Origin of the sequence: Burkholderia sp. MSMB1835, assembly GCF_001526365.1 — a bacterium.
GTDB lineage: Bacteria > Pseudomonadota > Gammaproteobacteria > Burkholderiales > Burkholderiaceae > Burkholderia.
The window spans coordinates 139,454-165,084 of the sequence record NZ_LOYP01000054.1; the positions used below are offsets into that span (position 1 = coordinate 139,454).

General features: G+C 67.1%; 22 protein-coding genes. 6 read left to right on the top strand and 16 right to left on the bottom strand.

Translation table 11 applies throughout. The features are described 5' to 3' along the window. Positions 1–7: 7 nt before the first annotated feature. From astB to WS96_RS26590, 9 genes are all read right to left on the bottom strand, one after another. On the bottom strand, positions 8–1,348 hold the full coding sequence (astB, locus tag WS96_RS26550) for an N-succinylarginine dihydrolase (protein ID WP_059836656.1): 1,341 nt from the start codon (positions 1,346–1,348) through the stop codon (positions 8–10). A 14-nt stretch (positions 1,349–1,362) separates the two neighbouring features. After that, the gene (gene astD, locus WS96_RS26555) at positions 1,363–2,826 is read right to left on the bottom strand and encodes a succinylglutamate-semialdehyde dehydrogenase (protein ID WP_059836657.1); all 1,464 of its coding nucleotides are present in this window, start codon (positions 2,824–2,826) and stop codon (positions 1,363–1,365) included. A gap of 7 nt (positions 2,827–2,833) precedes the next feature. Next, the gene (gene astA, locus WS96_RS26560; protein ID WP_059836659.1) at positions 2,834–3,865 is read right to left on the bottom strand and encodes an arginine N-succinyltransferase; all 1,032 of its coding nucleotides are present in this window, start codon (positions 3,863–3,865) and stop codon (positions 2,834–2,836) included. Next, the gene (aruF, locus tag WS96_RS26565) at positions 3,862–4,914 is read right to left on the bottom strand and encodes an arginine/ornithine succinyltransferase subunit alpha (protein ID WP_034206826.1); all 1,053 of its coding nucleotides are present in this window, start codon (positions 4,912–4,914) and stop codon (positions 3,862–3,864) included. The genes astA and aruF overlap by 4 nt, the downstream gene beginning before the upstream one ends. Positions 4,915–4,944: 30 nt before the next feature. Further along, positions 4,945–6,177 (bottom strand): aspartate aminotransferase family protein, encoded by a 1,233-nt coding sequence (locus tag WS96_RS26570; protein WP_059836661.1) that lies wholly within the window; start codon positions 6,175–6,177, stop codon positions 4,945–4,947. Positions 6,178–7,170: 993 nt separating this feature from the next. Beyond that, on the bottom strand, positions 7,171–8,211 hold the full coding sequence (locus WS96_RS26575; protein ID WP_059782519.1) for a GlxA family transcriptional regulator: 1,041 nt from the start codon (positions 8,209–8,211) through the stop codon (positions 7,171–7,173). A 22-nt stretch (positions 8,212–8,233) separates the two neighbouring features. Next, positions 8,234–9,034 carry an ABC transporter ATP-binding protein gene (locus WS96_RS26580; RefSeq protein ID WP_034206824.1) on the bottom strand — a complete coding sequence of 267 codons (801 nt, stop codon included), beginning with the start codon at positions 9,032–9,034 and terminating at the stop codon, positions 8,234–8,236. A 20-nt stretch (positions 9,035–9,054) separates the two neighbouring features. After that, positions 9,055–9,768 carry an ABC transporter permease gene (locus WS96_RS26585; RefSeq protein WP_034206823.1) on the bottom strand — a complete coding sequence of 238 codons (714 nt, stop codon included), beginning with the start codon at positions 9,766–9,768 and terminating at the stop codon, positions 9,055–9,057. Further along, a complete protein-coding gene (locus WS96_RS26590) occupies positions 9,765–10,454 on the bottom strand; it encodes an ABC transporter permease (protein WP_006488734.1) in 690 nt (229 codons plus the stop codon). Before WS96_RS26590 ends, WS96_RS26585 begins: the two co-directional genes overlap by 4 nt. An 82-nt stretch (positions 10,455–10,536) precedes the next feature. Here WS96_RS26590 and WS96_RS34645 point away from each other — a divergent pair, with 82 nt between their 5' ends. Both WS96_RS34645 and WS96_RS26600 read left to right on the top strand, forming a co-directional pair. Beyond that, positions 10,537–11,148, top strand: coding sequence for a BrnT family toxin (locus WS96_RS34645; RefSeq protein ID WP_257128067.1), 612 nt, complete (start codon positions 10,537–10,539; stop codon positions 11,146–11,148). Then, entirely contained in the window at positions 11,132–11,428 is a 297-nt protein-coding gene (locus WS96_RS26600; RefSeq protein WP_059836664.1) for a BrnA antitoxin family protein, read from the top strand. The genes WS96_RS34645 and WS96_RS26600 overlap by 17 nt, the downstream gene beginning before the upstream one ends. 3 nt (positions 11,429–11,431) lie before the next feature. Here WS96_RS26600 and WS96_RS26605 read toward each other — a convergent pair whose 3' ends face one another. The 5 genes from WS96_RS26605 to hpnI form a co-directional block, all read right to left on the bottom strand. Continuing rightward, positions 11,432–11,986 (bottom strand): hypothetical protein, encoded by a 555-nt coding sequence (locus WS96_RS26605; protein WP_059836667.1) that lies wholly within the window; start codon positions 11,984–11,986, stop codon positions 11,432–11,434. Between the two features lie 88 nt (positions 11,987–12,074). Continuing rightward, positions 12,075–13,124 (bottom strand): lysylphosphatidylglycerol synthase domain-containing protein, encoded by a 1,050-nt coding sequence (locus WS96_RS26610; protein ID WP_059836669.1) that lies wholly within the window; start codon positions 13,122–13,124, stop codon positions 12,075–12,077. Further along, positions 13,121–14,005 (bottom strand): hopanoid biosynthesis-associated protein HpnK, encoded by an 885-nt coding sequence (gene hpnK, locus WS96_RS26615; protein WP_059836672.1) that lies wholly within the window; start codon positions 14,003–14,005, stop codon positions 13,121–13,123. Before hpnK ends, WS96_RS26610 begins: the two co-directional genes overlap by 4 nt. Before the next feature lie 3 nt (positions 14,006–14,008). Next, positions 14,009–15,451 (bottom strand): hopanoid biosynthesis associated radical SAM protein HpnJ, encoded by a 1,443-nt coding sequence (gene hpnJ, locus WS96_RS26620; protein ID WP_306454042.1) that lies wholly within the window; start codon positions 15,449–15,451, stop codon positions 14,009–14,011. A gap of 132 nt (positions 15,452–15,583) precedes the next feature. Continuing rightward, complete coding sequence (gene hpnI / locus WS96_RS26625) at positions 15,584–16,759, bottom strand: bacteriohopanetetrol glucosamine biosynthesis glycosyltransferase HpnI (protein ID WP_059836674.1); 1,176 nt, start codon at positions 16,757–16,759, stop codon at positions 15,584–15,586. Between the two features lie 637 nt (positions 16,760–17,396). On the opposite strand from hpnI, the gene WS96_RS26630 reads away from it, so the two are divergent. Next, positions 17,397–18,395: an LLM class flavin-dependent oxidoreductase gene (locus tag WS96_RS26630; protein ID WP_034206816.1), complete on the top strand. Its 999-nt coding sequence runs from the start codon at positions 17,397–17,399 to the stop codon at positions 18,393–18,395. Positions 18,396–18,431: 36 nt separating this feature from the next. On the opposite strand, the gene WS96_RS26635 is transcribed toward WS96_RS26630, so the two are convergent. Beyond that, positions 18,432–19,493 carry an alpha/beta fold hydrolase gene (locus tag WS96_RS26635; protein ID WP_059836676.1) on the bottom strand — a complete coding sequence of 354 codons (1,062 nt, stop codon included), beginning with the start codon at positions 19,491–19,493 and terminating at the stop codon, positions 18,432–18,434. 183 nt (positions 19,494–19,676) lie between these two features. On the opposite strand from WS96_RS26635, the gene pdxY reads away from it, so the two are divergent. The 3 genes from pdxY to WS96_RS26650 all read left to right on the top strand — a co-directional run bounded on the left by pdxY (position 19,677) and on the right by WS96_RS26650 (position 24,520). Then, positions 19,677–20,537: a pyridoxal kinase PdxY gene (gene pdxY / locus WS96_RS26640; protein ID WP_034206814.1), complete on the top strand. Its 861-nt coding sequence runs from the start codon at positions 19,677–19,679 to the stop codon at positions 20,535–20,537. A 331-nt stretch (positions 20,538–20,868) separates the two neighbouring features. Beyond that, positions 20,869–23,013 carry a phosphocholine-specific phospholipase C gene (locus WS96_RS26645; protein WP_059782141.1) on the top strand — a complete coding sequence of 715 codons (2,145 nt, stop codon included), beginning with the start codon at positions 20,869–20,871 and terminating at the stop codon, positions 23,011–23,013. 358 nt (positions 23,014–23,371) lie between these two features. Then, positions 23,372–24,520: a branched-chain amino acid ABC transporter substrate-binding protein gene (locus tag WS96_RS26650; RefSeq protein ID WP_059836678.1), complete on the top strand. Its 1,149-nt coding sequence runs from the start codon at positions 23,372–23,374 to the stop codon at positions 24,518–24,520. 138 nt (positions 24,521–24,658) lie between these two features. On the opposite strand, the gene WS96_RS26655 is transcribed toward WS96_RS26650, so the two are convergent. After that, on the bottom strand, positions 24,659–25,408 hold the full coding sequence (locus tag WS96_RS26655; RefSeq protein WP_034206811.1) for a FadR/GntR family transcriptional regulator: 750 nt from the start codon (positions 25,406–25,408) through the stop codon (positions 24,659–24,661). Positions 25,409–25,631 lie beyond the last annotated feature (223 nt).

The window sequence follows — 25,631 nt, forward strand, 5'->3', positions numbered from 1 at the left end:
CCGTGCCTCAGCGCTGGAAGTCATACAGCGACCCGACGCGCAAGATCTGCGTGAGGTCGTCGAGCGCCGTGCGCGACTCGGCGAGCAGCGCCGGATCGGCGAGGTCTTCCGGTGCGAGGCGATCGCGATAGTGCTTGTCGATCCACGCGTCGAGCGACGCGAACAGCGTATCGTTGATCCACACGTTCGACGTGACGGCCGCGCGCTCCGCTTCGGTCAGCACGACGCGCAGGCGCAGGCACGCGGGGCCGCCGCCGTTCTTCATGCTTTCGCGCAGGTCGAACACGAGCACGTCGCGAATCGGGCCGTTGCCGGCCGCGAGCTGGTCGAGATAGGCGGCGACCCTCGCGTTCTCGCGGCATTCCTGCGGCACGACGAGCACCTGCGACCCATCCGCGCGCGACAGCAGCTGGCTGTTGAACAGGTACGACGTCACCGCGTCGTTCACGCTCACGGCCGCGTCCGGCACCTCGATCACGTTCAGGCGCGCACCGCGCGCGTCGAGCGCGGCGGTCAACGTATCGTAGATCGCCTGCTTGTTGACGAACGCGCGCTCGTGCGTGAACAGCGTATCGCGGTTGCCGACCGAGATCACGTCGTTGTGGAACACGCCCGCATCGATCACGTCCGGATCCTGCTGCGCGTAGACCGTCGCCTCCTCGGCGAGCCCGTGACGATGCGCGACCGCGCGGCTCGCCTCGAAGGTCTGGCGTGCCGGGAAGCGCTTCGGCTCCGGGCCGCGGCGGTATTCGGCGCGGCCGTACACGAAGAACTCGATACCGGGCTTGCCGTATTCGGCGCAAAAGCGCGTGTGGTTCGCCGCGCCTTCGTCGCCGAGCGCCGGCGTGCCCGTCAGCGCTTCATGCACCGCGAAGTGCGCGGGGTCCGCGAACAGCGTCGACAGCGTGCGGCGCGTCGCTTCGTGTTCGATCGCTCGATGCAGCTTGCTGCACAGGTTCGCCGGCGTGAAGTGCACGCGGCCGTCGCTCGTATCCGCCGACGGGCTGACGGTGGCCGCGTTCGCGGTCCACATCGCCGACGCCGAGCTCGCCGCGGCGAGCAGCTCGGGCGCCTGTTTCGCGGCCTTCGCGATCACGTCGGCGTCCTTGCCCGAGAAGCCGAGCTCGCGCAGCAGGCGCAGCGACGGCCGCTCCTGCGGCGGCAGCACGCCTTGCGCGAAGCCGAGATCCGCGAGCTGCTTCATCTTGCGCAGCCCTTGCTTCGCGGCGGCCTTCGGGTTCGCGGCCGACTTCTCGTTGTTCAGCGACGCCACGTTGCCGAACGACAGCCCGGCGTAGTTGTGGGTCGGGCCGACGAGCCCGTCGAAATTGGCTTCTTGTGCGTTCATCGTCGTTCCCTCGATCAGAAATGCAGGCCCGGCGACAGGCTCGCGGGCAAAGTCAGTTGCGTGCTTTCCACCGACGCCATCGGATACGCGCAGTAATCGGCCGCGTAATACGCGCTCGGGCGATGGTTGCCCGAGCGGCCCGTGCCGCCGAACGGCGCGGCGGACGACGCGCCGTTGGTCGGCCGGTTCCAGTTGACGATCCCGGCGCGGATCATGCGGCGGAAGTGTTCCCACACCTTCGCGTCGTCGGCCAGCAGGCCCGCGGACAGGCCGAACGCCGTGTCGTTCGCGCGCTCGATCGCGTCGTCGAACGTCGCATAGCGGACGATCTGCGCGAGCGGACCGAAGTGCTCCTCGTCCGGCAGGTTCGCGACGCCCGTCACGTCGACGATCGCGGCGTTCACGAAGCCGAGGCGCGGATCGCGCTGCGTCATCGCGACGATCGGCTTCGCGCCCTGCTCGACCAGGCGCGCCTGCGCGTCGACGAGCTTCGCGGCCGCGCGTGCCGAGATCACCGCGCCCATGAACGGCTGCGGATCGGCGTCGAACACGTCGGCGGTGATCTTCGACGTGACGTCGGCGAAGCGCGCGAGGAAGCGGTCGCCGAACGCGCCCTGCGGCACGAAGATGCGGCGCGCGCACGTGCAGCGCTGACCGGCCGACAGGAACGCCGACTGGATCGTGTGATGCACGGCCGCGTCGATGTCCTCGACTTCGCCGATCACGAGCGGGTTGTTGCCGCCCATCTCGAGCGCGAGCACGATTTCCGGACGGCCGCCGAACTGCTTGTGCAGCAGCGTGCCGGTATCCGAGCTGCCGGTGAAGAACAGCCCGTCGATCTGCCGATGGTTCGCGAGCGCGATGCCGGTATCCTTCTCGCCCTGCACGAGGTTCAGCACGCCGGCCGGCAGCCCGGCTTCCTTCCATACCTCGACCGTTGCGCGCGCAACGCCTGGTGCGAGTTCGGACGGCTTGAACACGACCGTGTTGCCGGCGATCAGCGCCGGCACGATATGACCGTTCGGCAAGTGGCCGGGGAAGTTGTACGGGCCGAACACCGCGACGACGCCGTGCGGCCGGTGACGCAGCACCGCGACGCCGTCGGCCATGTCCTGGCGCTTCTCGCCGGTGCGCTCCCGATACGCCTGGATCGAGATGCCGACCTTCGCCGCCATCGACGCGACTTCGGTGCGCGCTTCCCACAGCGGCTTGCCCGTCTCGCGGCCGATCGCGGTCGCGAGCGCTTCCTTGCGTTCGGCGAGCAACGCGGCGAAGCGCTGGACGATCTCGCAGCGGGCTTCGAAGTCGAGCGCCGACCAGCCGGCGAACGCACGGCGCGCGCTCGCGACCGCACGGTCGACGTCCGCCGCCGACGCACTTTCGCCCTGCCACGCGACAGCGTCGGTGCCCGGGTTGCGCGAAGCGAAGACGGGGCCCGAGCCTGCGACCCAGGCGCCGTCGATGAAGAGTTCCGTCATGATTCGTTTATCCCTGTTTGACTTTGAGCGGCAGCACGCGGACCGGGTCGCCGGCCTTCACGTCGAGCGCGGCGGCATCGTCGGCCGACAGCACGAACGAGCCGTTCGCGACCACGCCCGGCGCCACGCCGACGCGGAAATCGTTGAGCGACGTGTTCGACACGAGCGACTTCGGCGCGTCGTCACGTGCATCGGGCACGCCGATCGCGACCGGTACGACGACGCTCTCGCGCACCGTGCGCAGGTCGTTGACGTGGCATTCGAGCACGGGGCCCGCATCGAAGATGTCGACGTGATTCTGGTAACGCAGCCCTTCCGCTTCGAGCATCTTGCGGGCCGGCAGCGTGTCGCGATGCGTAAGGCCGACCGCGTCCTGCGCGTCCTGCGGCAACAGGTCGACGTACACCGGGTAGCGCGGCATCAGTTCCGCGAGGAACGACTTGCGGCCGTGCGAGCTGAGGTAGTCGGCCGCGTTGAAATCGATCTGGTAGAAGTGCGAACCGACCGCGCGCCAGAACGGCGACGTGCCGTCCTCGTCGAAGTGGCCGCGCAGTTCCGCGCAGATGCGTTCCGGAAAGCGGTCGCGGAATTGCGCGATGAACATGAAGCGCGAGCGCGACAGCAGGCCGCCGACGCCGCCCGTGCGATAGCGCGGGCTCAGGAACAACGAGCACACTTCCGCATAGCCCGTCAGGTCGTGCGAGATGTTCAGCGCGTGCATCCGCGTCCACACGCCGAGCTCCTGGCTCGCGTGCACGACCGTGCTCACGCGGTAGTTGTAGAACGGTTGCTCGAGGCCGACCTGCGTTTCGATTCCGCACACGCCCGCGATGTCGCCCGTCTTCGAGTCTTCCATCACGAAGAAGTAGCCGGCCTCGCCCGGTGCGGCCCGGCCTTCGAGCGTGCGGCGCGAGCGCTCGATGCGCGCGGCGAGCGCGTCGCGGTCGGGCTTGAACGTGGTCAGGCCCGGCCCGGTTTCCTGCGCGAGCGACACGAGCGCGTCGACGTCGCCCGTTTGTACGACCCGAACGACGATCATGCTGCGTCTCCCGTCAAATCTTCATCGCTGCGGCGATGCAGCGGCACGCAGCGCACCACATCGCCTTCCTTCACATCGAGCGCCGCGCGCACGTCGCCGGCCAGCGGCGCATCGTGCGCGTCGCCCGGCAGGTCGGCCAGCACGCAGCGGAACGATTCGCCGCTGCCCGTCGACACCATGTACGCGACGTCGCCCTGCTGATGCGCGGCCTCGCGCACGACGCGCTCCGAGCCGTGCTTCACGCACGCGGTGCGGTCGACCTGCGCGGTCAACACCGGGCCGGCGTCGAAGATGTCGACGAAGCGGTCGGGCTCGAAACCTTCCTCGAGATGGATGTCGTACGCGAGCAACGCCGTTTCGTTCGGCTCGCCGAGCACGCGCTGCGCGGCTTCCGGCAGCAGCGGCACGTAGAGCGGATAGGCCGGCATCACTTCCGCGATGAACGTGCGGCTGCGGCCGCCCGATGCGATGTCGACGTCGGTGAAATCGCGGCCGAAGAACTTGCGGCCCACCGCTTCCCAGAACGGCGATGCGCCGGTGCCGTCGCTCACGCCGAGCAGCAGCGTGAACACTTCCGGCGTGAAGCGGCGCCGGTTCGCGGCGATGTACATCATCCGGGCGCGCGAGATCAGGTGCGCGGCCGCGTCGCCGCGCAGCGACGGATCGACGTAAAAGCCCGCGAGGCGGCTCTTGCCGGTCAGCTCGTGCGACATCGTGAGCGCGTGGATCTTGCGGTTCACGTGCAGCTCGCGCGACGCGTGGATCAGTGCGTCGTTGCGGAACGCGTAGAACGGTTCCGAGTAGCCGGCCGCGGCCACGATGCTCGCCGTGCCGAGCAGCTTGCCCGTCGACGAATCCTCGAGCACGAACAGATAGAACTCCTCGCCGGCGAAGTCGACGTCCGCGCGAAACGAATCCTCGGAGAGCGCCACGCGCGCTTCGAGCGCCGCGCGGTCGTGCGGCAGCGAGTGCAGGACCGGCTGCGCGGTGCGCGCCATGTGCGCGAGCGCATCGAGATCCGTGAGTTTGCCGGGGCGAACAAATAGCATCGTCGTTCCTGTCTGCGATGGGCGCGCCGCTCAGCGCGCGGTGGCTTCCTGTGCGGCGAGCACGTGTTCGACCGCCTTCTCGAAGCGCTTCGTGCCTTCGTCGAGCAGGTCGAACGGGATCACCAGCGACGGGACGAAGCGCAGCACGTTCGGGCCGGCGATCAGCATGATCAGGCCGTGCTCGGCGGCGGCGGTGACGAAGTCCTTCGCGCGGCCGTCGAATGCGGCGGTGAGTTCCGCGCCGACCAGCAGGCCCTTGCCGCGGACGTCCTTGAAGATGCCGAAACGCGCGTTGATGCGTTCGAGCGCGCCCTTCAGGCGCACGCTGCGTTCGCGCACGCCTTCGAGCAGGGCCGGATCGCCGATCAGTTCGACGACCTTGTCCGCGATCGCCGACGCGAGCGGGTTGCCGCCGTACGTCGTGCCGTGCACGCCGACCTTGAAGTGCGCGGCCAGCTCGTTCGTCGTCAGCATCGCGCCGATCGGGAAGCCGTTGCCGAGCGCTTTAGCGGTCGTGAGGATGTCCGGCGTGACGCCCGTGTCCATGTAAGCGTAGAACTGGCCCGTGCGGCCCACGCCCGTTTGCACTTCGTCGAAGATCAGCAGTGCGTCGTTGGCGTCGCAGGCTTCGCGCAGCGCCTTCAGGAACGCCGGATCGGCCGGGATCACGCCGCCCTCGCCCTGCACCGGCTCGACGATCACCGCGCAGGTTTGCGGGCCGATCGCGGCCTTCGCGGCTTCGATGTCGTTGTACGGCAGGTGCTTGATGCCGGCCGGGACCGGGCCGAAGCCTTCCGAGTACTTCGGCTGGCCGCCGACGCTGACGGTGAAGAACGTGCGGCCGTGGAACGACTGCACGAACGAGATGATTTCGAATTTGTCGGCGCCGTGGCGATCGAACGCGACGCGGCGCGCGAGCTTCAGTGCGGCTTCGTTCGCTTCCGCGCCCGAGTTCGCGAAGAACGCGCGGTCGGCGAAGGTCAGCGATTCGAGGCGCTTCGCGAGGCGCAGCACCGGCTCGTTCGTGTAGCCGTTGCCGATGTGCCAGAGCTTGCGGCTTTGTTCGTCGAGCACCCTCAGCAGTTCCGGGTGGCCGTGGCCGAGCGACGTCACCGCGATGCCGCACGCGAAATCGATGTATTCGCGGCCAGCCGTGTCCCACACGCGGGAGCCCTCTGCGCGATCCGGCACGAACGGGGCGGGGGAAAATACCGGCACCATCACTTCGTCGAATGTCTGGCGGGTCACGGTCGAGGTCGTCATGGTCGTTCCTTTCGGTTTCGTAAGAGGGTTCAACAGGTTCAAGTTTAGGTAAGGGTGGCGCAAGCGTCTTGCGGAATTGCGACGGGTTCTATCGGAAGCGGATAGTGCGCGTCATTTTGCCCTCTCGGGCGGGGGGCGGGGCTTGGTTCGTATTTTTGGGAGCTTGTGGGGGGCCGCTCGGGTTGGTCGTGAAGCACCTGCGATCGCGTCGGTCTATTAGCGTCGCCCCTGCGCGGGGCGGCGGTCACTTTTCTTTGTCTTGCCAAAGAAAAGTAACCAAAAGAAAGGCGCTCGAAATCGCATGACTTCCCGGTGCCATAGCCTGCAAAGTGGTCCGCACAAAAGTGTCCGCGCCAGTCACGAACCCGGAGTGGTTCGAGCAATGGTTCTGACGCCACTCACTACCCCACGGAGCGGTATACCATCCGCTAGCTCCGTCCTCGCTTCGCTCGGCCGACAGGTCCATCCCCGCCCCATGCCGACATTGCCCGTCCTCACCGGGCCCACTGTATTTTCGATACGTAGGAAAGCCTCGCGAGAAAATGGGGGTTGCAAATGCGATCAGAGAACGCCGATCGTCAAACGATCCGACCATATAAATGCCGAGAGCAGAAAGAGTGCCCGGCACTGACAGTTCGTGGAGGAGCACGAACGCAACCGCACGCCCTGAAGTACCTTGCAGCCGAGCGTAGCGAGGATGGAGCGAGCGGATGGTATACCGCTCCGTGGGGTAGTGAGTGGTGTCAGAACCATTGCTCGAACCACTCCGTTGTCCTGACTGACGCGGACACTTTTGTGCGGACCACTCTGATGGCCATGGCACCGGGAGGTCATGCGTTTTCGAGCGCCTTTCTTTTGGTTACTTTTCTTTGGCAAGACAAAGAAAAGTAACCGCCGCCCCGCGCAGGGGCGACGCTAATGGACCGACACGATCACAGGCATTTCACGAAAACCGCGAGCAAACCCGCGAACAGCCCACCCCAAAAACCACCCTCAATCCTTCCCCCGCTCAACGAGCGCTCCCCCTCGAGGCTCGCTGCCCCCGCCGGTCTGCTTCTCGAGCCAGGCTCGCCGATCTTCTCGCGGCGTGACGCCGAACCTTTCCCGATAGGCATTGGAAAAATGCGCAGCAGAAGAAAACCCGCAAGCGAGACTCACCTGCACCACCGACTTGCTGGTCCGCTGCAACTGCGTCCGTGCCTTGAGCAACCGAAGATTGAGGTAATACTTGGAGGGCATCGCCCCGAGATACTGCCGAAAGAGCCGCTCGAGCTGTCGGCGCGACACGCCGACCAACCCGGCGATCTCATCGGTCGTCAACGGATCCTCGACATTGGCCTCCATCAACAGCAACGCGTCGTTCAACCGGGGATGCCGCTCGCCCGGCGCAGTCACGAAAGGAATCCGCTGCCGCTCCTCGCCGCTGCGCAGCGCCCCGACGCCCAGCGCATCGGCAATCCGCTCCGCGAGATCCGCCCCATGTTCCCGGCCGATCATGGCCAGCATGAAGTCGACGGTCGCCTGCCCACCGGCACAGGTCGCCCGATCGCGATCGATCTCGAAGATCTGCTGCGTGACGATCGACCGCTCGAACTGTTCGGCGAACTGCTGGTACGTCTCCCAGTTCACGCTCACGCGATACCCGGAAAGCTGCCCCGCCATCGCGAGCCACCACACGCCGTGGTGAATGCCGGTCACGACCGGCGTGCGCTGCCCGACCCGGGCAAGACTCGCGAGAAACAACCGGTAATCGGCAAACTGCTGAAACCGCTCCGACACGACGATCAACCAGTCGCACGCGATCGCATCGTTGAACGCCGCATCGGCATGCCATTGCGCGCCGCCGGCGAGCGGCACCGGCCGCCCGTCCCACGAACACACCTGCCAGCGATACAAAAGCCGCCCGTCGATCTCGTTCGCCAGGTTCAACGCATCGACGATCGGACCCACACCCGACATCGACACGGGCGGCAATGCAACGATCGCCACCTGCGTCGTGCGGGTGGCGCCTGCGGGACGGGACACCGGTACCACGGTTGAGACCTGCTCCGTCGCGTTACTTGAGGCTGCCCGACAGGAACTGCTTGAGCCGCTCGCTCTGCGGGCGCACCAGCACTTCCTTCGGATCGCCCTCTTCCTCGGTCCGCCCCTGATGCAGGAACATCACGTGGTTCGACACGTTGCGCGCGAAACCCATCTCGTGCGTGACGACGATCATCGTGCGGCCTTCCTCGGCCAGCTTCTGCATCACCTTCAGCACTTCGCCGACCAATTCCGGATCGAGCGCGGAGGTCGGCTCGTCGAACAGCATCACGTCCGGATGCATCGCCAGCGCACGCGCGATCGCCACGCGCTGCTGCTGGCCGCCCGACAGATGCGACGGATACTGCTTCTCGACGCGCGGCGGCAGGCCGACCTTCTCCAGATACTCGCGCGCACGCTCCTCGGCTTCCTTCTTCGAAATGCCCAGCACGTGCACCGGCGCTTCCATCACGTTCTCGAGCACGTTCATGTGCGCCCACAGATTGAAGTGCTGGAACACCATCGCGAGCTTCGTGCGGATGCGCTGCAGTTGCTTGTGATCGGCCACCTCCAGCGCGCCGGTCTTGTCGGCCTTCGTGCGCACGGCCTCGCCGTCGACGACGATCTGCCCCGCATTCGGCCGCTCGAGAAAATTGATGCAGCGCAGGAACGTGCTCTTGCCCGACCCGCTCGCGCCGATGATGCTGATGACGTCGCCGGCCTTCGCGTCCAGCGACACGCCCTTGAGCACCTCGTTGTCGCCGTAGCGCTTGTGAATGTCGACCGCGGCAAGCTTCACGGAAGCGGACGCGCTCGTTTGAGTGATCTCGGCCAACTGGCTCTCCTCGAGTGAATTCAATGACGGGCGGCCGCGAGATACGCGAGCCAGTGGCGCTCCGCGCGGCGAAACGCCGCGACGAGTGCGAACGATACCGCAAGATAGATCAACGCGGCGATTCCGAACGACTGGAACGCCATGTAGGTCGCGGAATTGGCGTCGCGCGCAACCTTCAGGATGTCCGGCACGGTCGCCGTGAACGCGACGGTCGTCGCGTGCAGCATCAGGATCACCTCGTTGCTGTACAGCGGCAGCGCACGGCGCAGCGCCGACGGCAGGATCACGCGGCGGTACATCGTGAACGGCGTCATTCCGTACGCGCGCGCCGCCTCGACTTCGCCGTGCGGGATCGCACGGATCGCCCCGGCGAAGATCTCGGTGGTGTATGCGCAGGTGTTCAGCGCGAACGCGAGGATCGCGCAGTTGAAGCCGCTGCGGAAGAACGCGTCGAGCAGCGAGTGCGAGCGCACGAACTCGAGGCTGTACATGCCCGTGTACATCAGCAGCAACTGCACGTAGAGCGGCGTGCCGCGGAACACATACGTGTAGAAGCGCACGGGCATCGACACCCACTTGTTCCTCGACACGCGCGCGACCGCCAGCGGCACCGCGCACACGAAGCCGAGCGAAATCGAGGCGACGAGCAGCCACAGCGTCACCGCGAGGCCGGACAGGCGCTGGCCGTCCCAGAAAAGGAACGCCTTGCCGAATTCCTGGAGGATCTCGATCATAGTTCTGCGTGTCGCACGCCCATGGAATAACGCTTCTCGAGCTGGATCAGCACGAGGTTGGAGACGGTCGTGATCGCGAGATAGATCAGCGCCGCGACGAGGATGAAGAAGAACATGTTGAACGTGCTCTTGCCGGCGTCCTGCGCGGCCTTCACGACGTCCGCGAGACCGATGATCGACACCAGCGCGGTCGCCTTCACGAGCACCTGCCAGTTGTTGCCGATGCCCGGCAGCGCAAAGCGCATCATCTGCGGAAACATGATCCGCGCGAACACGCGCGCGCCGCTCATCCCGTAAGCCGCGCCGGCTTCGAGCTGGCCGCGCGGCACCGACAGGAACGCGCCTCGAAACGTCTCGGTGAAGTACGCGCCGTAGATGAAGCCGAGCGTCAGCACGCCGGCCACGAACGGATCGATGTCGATCTGGTTCCAGCCGACGAGGTCGGTGAACTGGTTCAGCCAGATCTGGATGCTGTAGAACAGCAGCAGCATCAGCACAAGATCGGGCACCGAGCGGATCAGCGTCGTATAACCGGTCGCGATCGCTCGCAGCACCCGGTTGTGCGACAGCTTCGCCACCGCGCCGATCAGTCCCAATGCCACCGCAGTGGCGAGCGACAGCACCGACAGCTCGATGGTCTGCACGGTGCCGGCCCAGAGGACAGGACCAAAGCCGTAAAGGAACACGCGCGTCTCCAGAATTGAATGAATGCCGACGCGTATGCCTGTCCCGCGCCGGGCTGACGCGGATAGTCGCAAGCGAAATTGATTGCCTCAAATCACCGTGCGCGCGTTTGCTGCGTCGCAGCAATTCGTCCCACCATTTGTGCGCGCGACTTACGCCGCTGTTTCAAAAGGGAAAAACCCGCTTCCTGACAGTCTCATGACACGCCGGGAAGCGGGTTTTTTGCAATTTTCCGGTCGCTTTTTCGATATAGCGCCGCACTGGCCATCGGGCCGAATGGGCATGGGCGGACACACGCCACACAATCGCTCGCTCCTGCCCGCGACGCGAGCGGCGCCGATTCGCTGCCATCCACGGCGGCGCCCTCTTTTTGCATCTACAAAAACTCATTGCCATCTCATGTTTTTGCATCCACAATTAGTCGAAATTCCATTCGTTTTCGACGAGGCCAAGGATCTGTCGAGCCGACTGAAACACGGCATCTCGTTGCGAATGGCCGAATTCGCCGAGTGGGAAGCAGTGCGCACATGGGTGGATACCCGCAGGGATTACGGCGAGACGCGCTGGATCTGTCTGGTGCCGATCGGCGCGCGCCTTTATACGGCGATCGTCGTCCCGCGCGGCCGCACGCTGTGTGTCGTCAGCCTGCGAAAAGCCAACAACCGAGAGATGAGTCGATATGAAGAAGGCGGTTAAATTCATCCGCAACACGCCCGAGGAAGAAGCGGCGATCGCGCGCGGCATCGCCGCCGATCCGGACGCCCGTGAACTCGGCGACGAAGAAATCGATGCGATGGAGCCATTCGTCGAGGTCGTCGCGAAGAAGTTCGGGCGCCCGAAGCTCGAGCACCCGAAGGAACAGGTCAGCATTCGCTACGACGCCGACATCCTCGCCGCGTTTCGGGCGGACGGCCCCGGCTGGCAGACGCGCATGAACGACGCGCTGCGCGACTGGCTGAAGAAGCGCCGCGCGTGAGCGTCACCGCCCTTTCAGGATGTCGGAGCGCGACGTCGTATAGACAAGCCCGTCCGGACCGAAATGGACGTTGAAGAACGCATCGGTGTTGACGCCGTCCTCGAGCCAGCGCCAGCTCCAGACCGTCTCGGGCTTCAGCGGATACTGCGCGATGTCGCCGGGCTTGCCGAGCAGGCGTCGCACCTCGTCCTCGTCCATCCCCGGGCGCACTTTCGCGAAATTCTCGGCGGTCAGCACCTGCGTCGCGCCCGTGTAGTGCCCGTTCGCATCGAGGTCGACGAACCAGGTCTGGTTGCCCATCGGGCCACGCGGATATTCGAGACGCTTCGAGCCGTCGGTGAACGTGCGCTCGGTCTCGGGCTTGCCCATCGTGCCGCGCACGTCGGCCTCGGTCGACTCGCCGACCTTCAGCCCCTTCAGCAGCAGCGGCGCGGGCTTGATCGCGTTGAAGAAGTCTCTGATACGTTGCACGTCGAGATGGCCTTGGTCGTCGCAACCGGTGAGCGCCAGCGCGGCGGCCAGCATCGTCACGGAAAGCAGCCGGAAACGGAAAATCATCGGAAGACATGCGCGTGGAGAAAACACGCGGCAAGGATACCCGCACCGCGCCAAAAGCGCGAGACGGGTCGTGCGGCCCGTCTCGCGTTCAATGCGTCGTTTCGGTTTCGGTTCGGGTTTCGAGCGCCCGATTCGCCGGCGGCGCCGTGCGCGGCACGGCCGGCGGCGCGCCCAGACGGCGGCGCGTGCGCACCAGCTCGGCAAGCTGCCACGAGCCGAGCGCGAGGCAACCGAACAGCACCTCGCGGCCGCGCTTGACCACCGCGAGCGACAGCGCCGTCTCGCGGTCGACGCCGAACATCTGCGCGAGCAGCACGACGGTCGCTTCCTGCACGCCGAGCCCGCCCGGCACCATGAACGCCGCATGCCGCACCGCCTGCGTCATCGCCTCGATCGCGATCGCCCCGCCGATCGACACCGGGTGGCCGAGCAGTGCGAGCGCCCAGTAGATCTCAAGCGCGCCGAGCACGTAGCCGGCCAGTTGCCAGAAGAAGGCGCTGAACAGCAGGCCCGTGCGCGACATCAGCGAATCGATGTCGGCGTCGAGGCGACGGCCGTCGACGCCCTGCAGCAGCCGATGCGAATCGCCGAGCAGGCGGCCCGCGAAACGCTCGATCGCGTGGAAAATCCCGCCGCGCCGCATCAGCACCACGCCGAGCACCGGCAACGGCAGCGTCAGCAACAGCGCAAGGCCGATCGTGCCGCCGCCCATGTTGTCGGTCGTCGCGAGCAACAGCACGAGGCCGAGCGCCGCGAACGCATACTGCACGACGATCGTTACGAGCACCTCGACGATCACCGACGCGGTCACACGGCTCGCGTCGGGCACTTGCCAGCGCGCGAGCCGGATGCCGACGATCTCGCCGCCGATCCCGACCACGGGCAGCAGCCGGTTCACGGCCTCGCGCACGGTCGCGATCCACCACAGGAACGGCAGCGAGCTGCGCCGGTCGAGCAGCAGATGCCACGCGTACGCGTCGAGCAGCAGCGGCAGCGCGTGGAACGGCACCAGCCACAGCAGCGCGTAGCCGGCGCGCGCGAGCATCTGCGACACGTCGCCGATGCCTTCGTGCAGCCCCAGCGCGAGCAGGATGCCGATGCCGATCGGCCAGCCGAGCCACTTGATCCACTTGCTCATGACGGCTGCGCTCCCGGTGCGCGCGACGCGGGCGCGCCGCGCCGTGCCGCGGGCTCGCCGAACACGGCGGCGAAACCGCCGGTCGCGACGCCCGCCGCTTTCAGCGCGGCCGCGACGCGCGGCGACAGCAGCGCATCCAGTTCGTCGGCCGGACGGTAGCCGGCCATCGTCGGCGTGATCGGGCCGTCGCCGGCTTCGGCCGGATGGCAGTAGATCTCGCCGACGCCCGGCGGCAGCTTCGCGAGCGCGTCGAGCAGCACGGCCTCGTCCATCGCGCCCGTATGCTCGATGCCGACCACGTAGTCGTTGTGCGCGAGCCCGGCCCGCTCGAGCCGCGCGCGCACCAGCGCGATCCACGGCTTGAGCCACGCGGGCGCGCCGGTTTCGTAAGGCAGCCGCACCGCGCGCAGCCCGTAGTCGCGGCCGATCTCGACGATCATCGACAGCACGGTCGGATGCAGGTGGAAATGCTTGTGCGCGTTCACGTGGTCGAGCGGCAGGCCGCTCGCCGCGAACGCATCGAACTGCGCGCGGATTTCCCGGCGCAGTTGCGCGCGAACGTGCGGCAGGAAGAAGAAGCGACAGCCGTCCTTCGCCATCGCGTCGCCGAATCGCCCGTCGGGGCCGACGAGTGCGGGAATGTCATGTGCGGGCAGCGTGGCCGGCCCGTCCGCGAGCACCAGATGCAGGCCGACCGCGAGCGACGGCAGCCGCCGCGCGCGTTCGATCGCATCCTGCGCGGCGCTCGCGCCGACCATCAGGCTCGCGGCGTTCAGCACGCCGTCGCGATGCGCACGCTCGACCGCCGCGTTGACGCGCGGATGCAGCCCGAAGTCGTCCGCGGTGAAGATCAGCGCCCGCGCCGCCCGCTGCGTCGCCACGAATCAGGCCTCGTGCGCGCGCAGGAAGCGGAAGAACTCGACGCCTTCGCGCAGACGACGCTTCATCATGTCCCAGCTCGTCAGCATCTCGCGCACGATCTCCCAGATCTTCGACGGACGGAAGTAGAACTGGCGATAGAACTGCTCGAGATGGTGATAGATCTCGTCGCGCGACAGGTGCGGATAACCGATCGCCGCGAGCTGCACGCCTTCCTTGCTCACCAGGTTGATGGTCTTGTTCTCTTCCATCCAGCCGTTTTCCACGGCCTGCTTGTAGAGCGTCGTGCCCGGATACGGCGCGGCGAGCGAGACCTGGATCGTGTGCGGGTTGATTTCCTTCGCGTACTCGATCGTCTTCTTGATGGTCTCCTGCGTCTCGCCCGGCAAGCCGAGGATGAAGGTGCCGTGGATCTTGATGCCGAGCTTCTTGCAGTCCGCGCTGAAGCGGCGCGCGAAATCGGTGCGCACGCCCTTCTTGATGTTCACGAGGATCTGGTCGTCGCCCGATTCGAAGCCGACCAGCAGCAGGCGCAGGCCGTTCTCCTTCATCACCTTCAGCGACTTGTACGGCACGTTCGCCTTCGCGTTGCACGACCAGGTCATGCCGAGCTTGCCCAGACCGATCGCGATGGCTTCCGCGCGCGGCAGGTCGTCGGTGAAGGTGTCGTCGTCGAACATCAGTTCCTTCACTTCCGGCATGTTGTCGCGGATCCACTTCGCTTCCGCGAGCACGTTCTCGACCGAGCGCGTGCGGTAACGATGGCCGCTGACCGTCTGCGGCCACAGGCAGAACGTGCAGCGCGACTTGCAGCCGCGGCCCGTGTAGATCGACACGTACGGATAGTTCAGATAGCCGATGAAGTAGTTGTCGATCTTCAGGTCGCGCTTGTAGACGGGCGCGACGAACGGCAGTTCGTCCATGTTCTCGAGGATCGGACGCGCTTCGTTGTGCTCGATCGAACCGTCCTTCGCGCGCCAGCTCAAGCCCTTGATCTCGGCGAACGGCTTGCCTTCGGCGAGTTCCTTGCAGGTGTAGTCGAACTCCTCGCGGCACACGAAGTCGATGGCGTCGCTCGCCGTGAGCGAGTTGTGCGGATCGACCATCACTTTCGCGCCGACCATGCCGACCAGCATCGACGGCTTCATCTTCTTGAGATCCTGCGCGAACATCGCGTCGGTCGGGAACGACGGCGTGCTCGTGTGGATGATCACGAGATCGTAGTCGTTGGCGATCTTCAGCGTCTCCTCGACCGACAGGCCGTCGGCCGGCGCGTCGACGACGCGGCTGCCCGGCACGAGCGCGGCCGGCTGCGCGAGCCAGGTCGGATACCAGAAGGAACGGATTTCGCGCTTCGCCTGATAGCGCGAGCCGGCTCCGCCGTCGAAGCCGTCATACGAAGGGGCCTGCAAGAACAGCGTTTTCATGAATGCTCCGGTAGCCTGCATAGTTCGTTTCGTTGCAACGATTCAGTCAAAAATCGCGGGCCGCCATGCGGGCGCCCGCCTCTCCGTCATGTCGCGCCGCGCGGCTTCGCCGTGCGACGCGTCTCGGCCCGCGGGCCGGTTCGATCGACGGCCCTAGCGGCCGTCCACTGCTTCCACGGCGGCCGCCGCGCGTTCGCCGCCGACGACCGTCATCCTCGCGCCGCGCCACACGACATGCGTGCCGAACACGGCCGCGAGCCACTCGAGCGCGAGCAGCGTGTCGCGCACCGCGACGAGCGGCAGGTCGCGCCAGAACGCGCGCCAGCCGTCCTCGCCGCGCGCATGCAGCACGAGCCGCCCGAATGCGCCGACCGCGGCCGCTCCGCCCGCCAGCCAGCCGGCGACGGTGCCGTCGAGGCGCAATGCGAGCGCCGCGCCGATCACGAGCCATGGCACGGTAAACGTAATGAACAGGAACGCGAAGCCGGCCGGGTTCAGCGAACGAATCGTGCGCAGCCAGCGCGTCTCGCGGTGCCATAGCGGCCCGAACGACGGTTCGATCACATCGGTCGCGACCTCGACCTCCGACAGCACGGTGCGCCGTCCGAGGCGGCGCGGCAGCTCGGCCAGCCAGAAATCGTCGGCCAACTCGTCCTTCAGCGCGAAGAGACCGCCGATCCGGTCGAGCGTGTCGCGCGTGAGCGCGAGCGTCGCGCCGAAGCCGAAGCGGCTCGAACGGCCGAGGTGCGTGATCCGCACCGACGGCGCGAACCAGGCGTCGACGAACTGCGCGCCGATCCGCGTCCAGAAGCCGCCGACGCTGCGCGCATGATACAGGCACGTGACGACCCCGACCGACGCGTCGGCGAGCGGCGCCGTCACGCGCTCCAGATAGTCGGGCTGCACCGCGATGTCGCTGTCCGCGATCACGATGCGGCCGTATTTCGCGCGCTCGGCGAGATTGATCAGGTTGCTGACCTTCAGGTTCTTGCCATGTACGCGCGCGTCGATCACGAGCGTGATGTCGCACTCCGGATGATCGGCGCGCAGCCGCTCGACGATGGCGATCGCCGGATCGGCGGACGATGCGACGCCGAACAGCACCTCATAGCGCGGATGGCGCTGCACGCAGAAAGTCGCGAGGTTTTCGTACAGGTGCGGCTCGGCGCCGCACAGCGGCTTGAGCACGCTGACCGGCTCGAAACCGTCGCGCACCTCCGTGCGCGGCATGCGCGGCCGCGGCGCGAAGGCCGCGACGAGCGCATAGCCGGCCGCGGCCAGCGTGAACGCGATCAGGAGCCAGTCGAGCAGCGTGACGGTGGGCGTCATGCGCGACGCCTCCCGACGACCTGGGCGCCATGGCAAGCGCGCGAGCGCGATTGAGCGTGATGCGGTTTTCCGACAACGACGAACGCGGGCACGACCCGACTCCTTGTTCCAGCAGCGTCTGTAATGGGGAGGCACGACCCGTTGTTCGGGTTCGGCCATGCCCGGCTTCGCGTGGCGTATCCCCGCGCAGCGCCAGGACGGCATGCGGGAAGACTCGAATGGCTCCATCGGCACAACATGGGCAGGCGCCGGATTTTAGCAGTCCGCGCTGCCCCGCGCTCGGCGCTACGAGAAACGGACTAGTGCAATTCCGGCAAAGCTGAGCGGTCGACGAACCCGATCGGCCCGGCCACGTTCACATTAGCGTAAGCACTTTGCAGGCGTATTGCAGTCTTGAAAATCAAACGTTTCGTGCAAATTTGTATGTCGATGCGGTATCACTTCCAATCGCCGTAAAGTTTGGTAATTAATCGGCGATTGGTTCGATTTTTGCAACGATCGTCGCAAGCAACCCTGCGCCCCTGTAAGGCGCATGGGTATCCGCGCGCCGCCAGCACGTTCCGGAACCCTTTGGCAAAATCCTTGGCGTCTGTTGCGTAATCGCATCACCACGCCACCCCGTTTCGAAGGTCTTCCGATGACACCGTTTTCCGTACTCGATCTCGCCCCCATTCCGGCCGGCGCCGACGCCTCGCAAGCGTTCCGTAACACCGTCGACCTCGCCCAGCACGCGGAGCGCTGGGGCTACCGGCGCTACTGGCTGGCCGAGCATCACAACATGCCGGGGATCGCGAGCGCGGCCACCGCCGTCGTGATCGGCCACGTCGCGGGCGCCACGCAGACGATCCGGGTCGGCTCGGGCGGCATCATGCTGCCGAACCATGCACCGCTCGTGATCGCCGAGCAGTTCGGCACGCTCGCGTCGCTGTATCCGGGGCGCATCGACCTCGGCCTCGGCCGCGCGCCCGGCACCGACCAGACCACGTCGCGCGCGCTGCGCCGCGACCTGGTCGGCAGCGCGGACTCGTTCCCGGACGACGTCGCGGAATTGCAGCGCTACTTCGCGGAGCCGGTACCCGGCCAGCGCGTGCGGGCGGTGCCGGGCGCCGGGCTCGACGTTCCGGTGTGGCTGCTCGGGTCGAGCCTGTTCAGCGCGCAGCTCGCGGCGATGCTCGGGCTGCCGTTCGCGTTCGCGTCGCACTTCGCGCCGGATTATTTGATGCGGGCGCTCGAGATCTATCGCGCGCAGTACCGGCCGTCGGCCGCATGGCCGAAGCCGCATGCGATGGTCGGCGTCAACGTGTTCGCGGCCGACACCGACGACGAGGCGCGGCGCCTGTTCACGTCGCTGCAGCAGCAGTTCATCAACCTGCGACGCGGCACGCCGGGCAAGCTGCCGCCGCCCGTCGACGTGCTCGAGGCGAGCGAACTCGAACTCGCGACCGTCGCGCATTCGCTGTCGTTCGCGGCGGTCGGCTCGCGCGACACGGTGCGCGACAAGCTGCGCGACCGTATCGCGCAGACGGGTGCCGACGAGCTGATCGTCACCGCGCAGATCTACGATCATGCCGCGCGGCTGCGCTCGTTCGAGCTGACCGCGCAGATCCGCGACGAGCTCGCGAACGAGGCAAGCTGACGGCCCGACCGGGCGCGGCCGGCCGCGTGCCACGCCTCACTGCGGGTGCACGGCGTCCAGCCCGTCGAGCAGCGCCTTGTGGAACGCGTCCGGGTCCTGGATCTGCGGCGCGTGTCCGAGCGCCGGGAATTCGACGAGCTGCGCGCCGGGAATCGCGGCCTGCGTCCGCTTCGCGAGTTCCGGATAGCGGCCGAGCTTCGCGTGCACGTCGGGCGGCGCGACGTCCTTGCCGATCGCGGTCGTGTCCTTGTCGCCGATCATCAACAGCGTCGGCACGCGGATCGCGCCGAATTCGTAGACCACCGGCTGCGTGAGGATCATGTCGTAGATCAGCGCGGAGTTCCACGCGACCGCGTCGCGGCCGGCGCCGCGATACATCCCGGCGAGCATCTGCACCCAGCGCTCGTACGACGGCGACCACTTGCCCGCGTAGTACGTGCTCTGCTCGTAGCGGCGGATGCCGTCGGCCGTGGTCTTCTGTTCGCGCGCATACCAGTAGTCGACCGACAGCGGCGGCACGCCGAGCGCCTTCCAGTCCTCGAGGCCGATCGGGTTCACGAGCACGAGCTGGTCGGTCGCCTTCGGATACATCAGCGCGTAGCGGATCGCGAGCATCCCGCCCGTCGAGTGGCCCATGATCGTCGCCGACTTCACGCCGACCGATTCGAGCAGCGCGTGCGTGTTGCGCGCGAGTTGCTGGAAGCTGTACTGGTAGCGCTCGGGCTTCGACGACTTGCAGAAACCGATCTGGTCCGGCGCGATCACGCGGTAGCCGGCTCGGCTCAGCACGCCGATCGTGTCCTCCCAGGTCGCCGCGCAGAAGTTCTTGCCGTGCAGCAGCACGACGGTGCGGCCGTTCGGGTGCGCGGGCTGCACGTCGAGGTACGCCATCTCGAGGGTTTCGCGCTGCGACACGAACGCGTATGCGTGCACGGGCGCCGGATACGCGAACCCTTCGAGGCGCGGACCGTACGCGGGCCCGTCGTTGGCGGCGGTCGTCGCGGCGACGGTCGCAACGGGCATCGCGCACGCGGCGGCGGCGCTCGCGCCGAGCACGGCGGCGCGAGCGGCGGACAACATCTTGCAAATCGAAAGCATGGCGATCACGGTGATTGGAGACGCGCGCGGGCAGTCGGGCTGCAGCCTTGCTGCGTCGCGCCCCGCGATTCTACGCGGTCGCGTGACGACGACGCGCAACACTCCGGGCCGCGCGACTTCCGCGCATACGACGAACTCGGGTATCGTGTGACGTGACCCTGAAACGCGTGCAGGCGAATTCCCATGAAAAACGTCCTCAGCATTCAGTCGCACGTCATCTACGGCCATGCCGGCAACAGTGCGGCCGTGTTCCCGATGCAGCGTCTCGGCATCAACGTCTGGCCGCTCAACACCGTCCAGTTGTCGAATCACATGCAGTACGGCCACTGGGCCGGCAGCGCGATCGATGCCGCGAAGATGGAACAGCTCGTCGACGGCGTCGCCGCCATCGGCGCGCTCAAGCGTTGCGATGCGGTGCTGTCCGGCTTCCTCGGCTCGCCGCCGCAGGCGCGCGCGGCCGTCGAGATCGTGCGCTCGGTGAAGGCGATGAATCCGAACGCGTGGTACTTCTGCGATCCGGCGATGGGCCAGACGGGCGGCATCCGGCCCGAGCCCGGCGTCGAGGAGTTCATCGTCCAGGAGATGCCCGCGCTCGCGGACGGCATGTCGCCGAACCACTCCGAACTGCAGAAGCTCGCCGGGCGGCGCATCGAGACCGTCGCCGAAGCCGTCGACGCGTGCCGCGCGCTGATCCGCCGCGGCCCGAAGATCATCCTCGTCAAGCACCTGCACGACCGCAACAGCCCGGCCGACCGTTTCAACATGCTCGCCGTCACCGAAACCGAAGCGTGGATCGGCCAGCGGCCGTTGTATGCGTTTCCGCGCCATCCGGTCGGCGTCGGCGACCTGACCAGCGCGATCTTCGTCGCGTGCCGGTTGCGCGGCGACTCGGTGCGCGCCGCGTTCGAGCACACGCTCGCGGCCGTGCACGCGGTCGTGAAGGCCACCTACGACGCCCGCCGCTACGAGCTCGAACTCGTCGCCGCGCAGGACGAAATCGCACGGCCGAGCGAATGGTTCGGCGCGTGGGTGACCGACGCCTGACGCGTGCGCGTCGCGATCCTCGCCGCTGCCGCTCTGCGTCCTCTGCCGTCCCCGCAGCCATCCCGCCGCTCCCCGCTCCTCCGGCGTGCCACCCGCCTCACCCGCCTCGCCCGCCTCGCCCGTCGCCGCTTCCTCGCCGTTCGTACCGCGGCGCGCCGCCGGCCGCAATCCGATCCACGCGTGCAAACGTTTCCGGACTTCACATGAATGACACCGATTCCTCGCTATGCTCGCGGCGGCACGAACCGGCGCAGCCGCATCCTGCGCCCCGGCGCGTGCCGTTCCCGCAGGTCCCGCCAATCGGCTCCCCCTTTTCCGCACGATAACGACCATGACCCGATCGAACCGTCGTGACTTCCTGCGCGTCGCCGCCGGCACTGCCGGCGCCGCCGCGCTGAACCTGTTCCCGCCCGTGATCCGAGATGCGCTCGCGATTCCCGCGAACCGCCGCACCGGCACGATCCGCGATATCGAACACATCGTGATCCTGATGCAGGAGAACCGTTCGTTCGACCACTACTTCGGCACGATGCGCGGTGTCCGCGGCTTCGGCGACCCGCGCCCGCTGCGCCTCGCGAACGGCAAGTCGGTGTTTCACCAGCCGGTCGGCCCAGCCGAACTGCTGCCGTTCCACCCGGGCGCCGACAAGCTCGGCCTGCAGTTCCTGCAGGACCTGCCGCACGGCTGGCAGGACATGCACGCGGCCTGGAACAAGGGCCGCTACGACCAGTGGGTGCCGAACAAGGGCACCACGACGATGGCGTACCTGAAGCGCGACGACATCCCGTTCCACTACCAGCTCGCCGACGCGTTCACGATCTGCGACGCGTACCACTGCGCGATCCCGAGCTCGACCGACCCGAACCGCTACTACATGTGGACGGGTTACGTCGGCAACGACGGCACGGGCGGCGGCCCGGTGCTCGGCAACGACGAAAAGGGCTACGGCTGGACGACCTATCCGGAAGTGCTCGAACAGGCCGGCGTGTCGTGGAAGATCTACCAGGACATCGGCACCGGGCTCGACGCGAACGGCTCGTGGGGCTGGACGCAAAACCCGTACATCGGCAACTACGGCGACAACTCGCTGCTCTACTTCAACCAGTACCGCACCGCGCTGCCCGGCACGCCGCTGTACGACAAGGCGCGCACCGGCACCAACGTCAGCGCCGGCGGCACGCTGTTCGACGTGCTGCAGCAGGACGTGAAGAACGGCACGCTGCCGCAGGTGTCGTGGATCTGCGCGCCGGAAGCGTATTCCGAGCATCCGAACTGGCCCGCCAACTACGGCGCGTGGTACATCGAGCAGGTGCTGAAGGTGCTCGTGTCGAATCCCGACGTGTGGAGCAAGACCGCGCTCTTCATCACGTACGACGAAAACGACGGCTTCTTCGATCACGTGCCCCCGCCGTTCGCGCCGCAGTCGCGCGACAACGGGCTGTCGACGGTCGCGACGACCAACGAGGTGTACGCCGGCGACGCATCGCACATGGCCGGCCCGTACGGCCTGGGGCCGCGCGTGCCGATGCTGGTCGTGTCGCCGTGGACCAAGGGCGGCTGGGTCTGCTCGCAGACCTTCGATCACACGTCGCTGCTGCAATTCATCGAGGCGCGGTTCGGCGCGCAGTATCCGGTCACGGCCGCCAACGTGTCGCCGTGGCGTCGCGCGGTGTGCGGCGACCTGACGTCGGCGTTCGACTTCGCGACCGCGGACGCCGCCTGGCCGACGCTGCCCGACACGAGCGGCTACGCGCCGCCCGACCGCGCGCGCCATCCCGACTACATCCCGGTGCCGCCGGTGCTGCAGAAGCTGCCGAAACAAGAGGCCGGGCTGCGTCCGGCGCGTGCGCTGCCGTACGAGCTGTTCGTGCACGGCCGCGTCGAAGCCGCGAACGGCCAGTTCCGGCTGACCTTCGCGAACACCGGCCGGGCAGGCGCGGCGTTCCAGGTCCAGTCGCGCAATCGCGTCGACGGCCCGTGGGCGTACACGGTCGAAGCCGGCAAGCGCGTCGCCGACACGTGGAGCGCCGCCGCGTCGCTCGGCCTGTACGACCTCGACGTGTACGGCCCGAACGGCTTCTACTGCCATTTCCGCGGCCCGTTCGCGACCGGCGTCGGCAGCGCGAACGTGAACCCCGAGGTGATCTACGGCTACGACGTCGCGAACGGCAACATCACGCTGCGCCTGATGAACCGCGGCCACAAGGCCGTGCGGCTCAAGGTCACGAACGCGTACGGCCACGGCCACGCGCGCACGTTCGACCTCGCGCCGGGCGCGCACGTCGACGATTACTGGGACCTGCGCGGCAGCCACGGCTGGTACGACCTGACCGTCAGCGACGGCCGGCTGCTCGGCTTCCTGCGCCGCTTCGCGGGTCACGTCGAAACGGGCCGCCCGAGCACCAGCGACCCGCTGATCCGCACGAGCGCGTCGCACGACGACGCCGAAGCCGCGTCGGACGCCCTGTCCGACTGACGTCGGCCCAACGCGGCGCGGCCCCGGGCGGGCCGCGCCGCCGCTCTGCCCCCTTCCTCCCCACCCATTCCGTTCGCGACGGGAAATTCCCGATACCGGCCGCCTGCGCACGCGCGGAAGCTATGCGCAAATCCGCATCGAATGCGCGGCAAATTTCCAAGACCCGTGCATATCGGCGACCTATATATCGAGGCAATCGGGGCTCTTCGCGGAGCCTGACGGGAGATGTTTCCGAGAATCGCGATGCCGACCTCCCCGCCCGATTCCGAGAAGCGGTCGAACCGCCCGCCCGTCGCACGCGCCAGCCCGCCCGAACGCGTGCGGTACCCACTCGCAGGTGTCGAACAAGAGGAACAACATGAAATTCCGTCATTCCCTGCTGTCGGTGTCGATTGCATCCGCGCTTGTCCTCCTCTCGCAACAGGCCGCCCAGGCTGCCGACGCAACCGACGTGAAAGTCGGCTTCGCCGCGCCGCTCACGGGCGTGAACGCCGGCTACGGCAAGGATCTGCAAAACGGCGTACAACTCGCGCTCGACGATGCGGTCGCGCAGAAGGTGCAGATCGCCGGCAAGCCTGCCCGTTTCAATCTCGTCGTGCAGGACGACCAGGCCGACCCGCGCATCGGCGTGCAGGCCGCGCAGGCGCTGGTCGACCAAAACGTGTCGGTCGTGGTCGGTCACTTCAACTCGGGGACGACGATCCCGGCGTCGGTGGTCTACGACAAGGCCGGCATTCCGGTGATCGACCCGGCCGCGACCAATCCGACGCTCACGTCGCGCGGGCTCGCGAACATGTTCATGGTGATCGCGACCGACGGCCAGAATGCCGGCAACGCGGGCAAGTACGCGGTCGACGTGACGAAGGCGAAGCGCATCGCGATCATTGACGACCGCACGGCGTTCGGCCAGGGCGAGGCCGACGAATTCGAGAAGGCGGTGAAAGCCGCGGGCGGCAACCTCATCGGGCGTGAGTTCACGAGCAACCAGGCGGTCGATTTCCGCGCGCAGATCACGAGCCTGAAGGCCAAGAACCCCGACCTGATCTTCTTCGGCGGCCTCGATTCGCTCGCCGCGAACTTCATCAAGCAGATGCGACAGCTCGGGCTGAACGCGCAGTTCGTCGGCGGCGGCGGCGTGAAGGACAACGAATTCATCAAGATCGCGGGGCCGGCCGCCGAAGGCGCGATGGCGTGGGAATACGGCCGGCCGCTCGACGAGCTGCCGCAGGGGAAGGATTTCGAGGCGCGCTTCAAGAAGCGCTTCGGCGTCGACGTGCTGTCGTACGCGCAGTTCGGCTACGACGCCGCGTGGGCGGCGATCAAGGCGATGCAGGCGGCCGGTTCGACCGACCCGAAGGCCTATCGCCCGGCGCTCAAGAAAATCGACTTCGAAGGCGTGACCGGCCGTATCTCGTTCTCGAACGACGGCTCGCTGAAGAGCGGGATGTCGACGCTGTACCAGGTGAAGAACGGCGCGTGGAAAACGATCGTGACGAAGGGGGGCTAATCGGCGACGGAGGCGGCCGGCGGCGGAAACGCCGCGTGGCCGCCGAGATCGAGGCGGTCATGCCAACCTTGTATGACGACTGATGTTGATGCCCTGCGGCGGGACACGCAGCCATGCGCGTCCCGCGAGACTTGACGGTCAGCCGGCCTCGGCTTCGGCTGCCTCGTGCGCGCGGCGCAGCCGCTCGCGGCTGTTCGTGAGGTGCGTGCGCATCGCGGCGCGGGCGGCTTCCGGGTCGTGGCGCGCGATCGCCTCGTAGATGTCCTCGTGCTCGTGGTTCAGCCGGCCGACGTAGCGCTCGAGGTCGTCGCCGGCAAAGCGCGCCGAATTCACGCGCGTGCGCGGGATGATCGACGTGCCGAGCTGCGTCATGATGTCGACGAAATAGCGGTTGCCGGTGGACTGGGCGATCTGCAGATGGAACTGGAAATCGAGTTGCGCGGTGTCGCGGCCGCTGCCCGCGCCCGTCGCGATCGCGTCGAGCGCGCGCCGCAGCGCGGCGAGGTCGGTATCGTTCGCGCGCTGTGCAGCGAGGCTCGCGCACTCGCTTTCGAGGCTGATGCGCAACTCCAGCACCGCGAGCACGTCGCGCAGCGTCGTGATCGTCGCGGGATCGATGCCGAGCGTCTGGCGGCGCGACGGCTCCAGCACGAAGCTGCCGATGCCGTGGCGCGTCTCGACGAGGCCGCTCGCCTGCATCCGCGAGATCGCCTCGCGCACGACCGTGCGGCTCACGCCCTGTGCCGCCATGACTTCGGTTTCGGTCGGCAGCTTGTCGCCGGGACGCAGCGTGCCGTTTTCGATCTGCGCGGTCAGCGCGTCGACGACATCTTGTGCGAGGCTGCGTGCGCGACGGCGCGGCGCTGCGGGAAGCGTAGGCACGGACATGTGGCCGGTTCCTTTTTGAATGATCGTAATGTGAGCCGAGGGTTTACGCGGGGTTTGAGCGAAAGCCGATGATTCATTATACTGCGTCACAAGTCATCCGACGACTGATGATCGGCGCACGGATCTCCTGTCGACTCAGGTCGGCTGTTCGGCACGCCCGGTCCCGTGCGCGACGATCGACCCGCGTTCGCGTTCTGCGCGCCACCGGCCGGCTGTCGCTCCC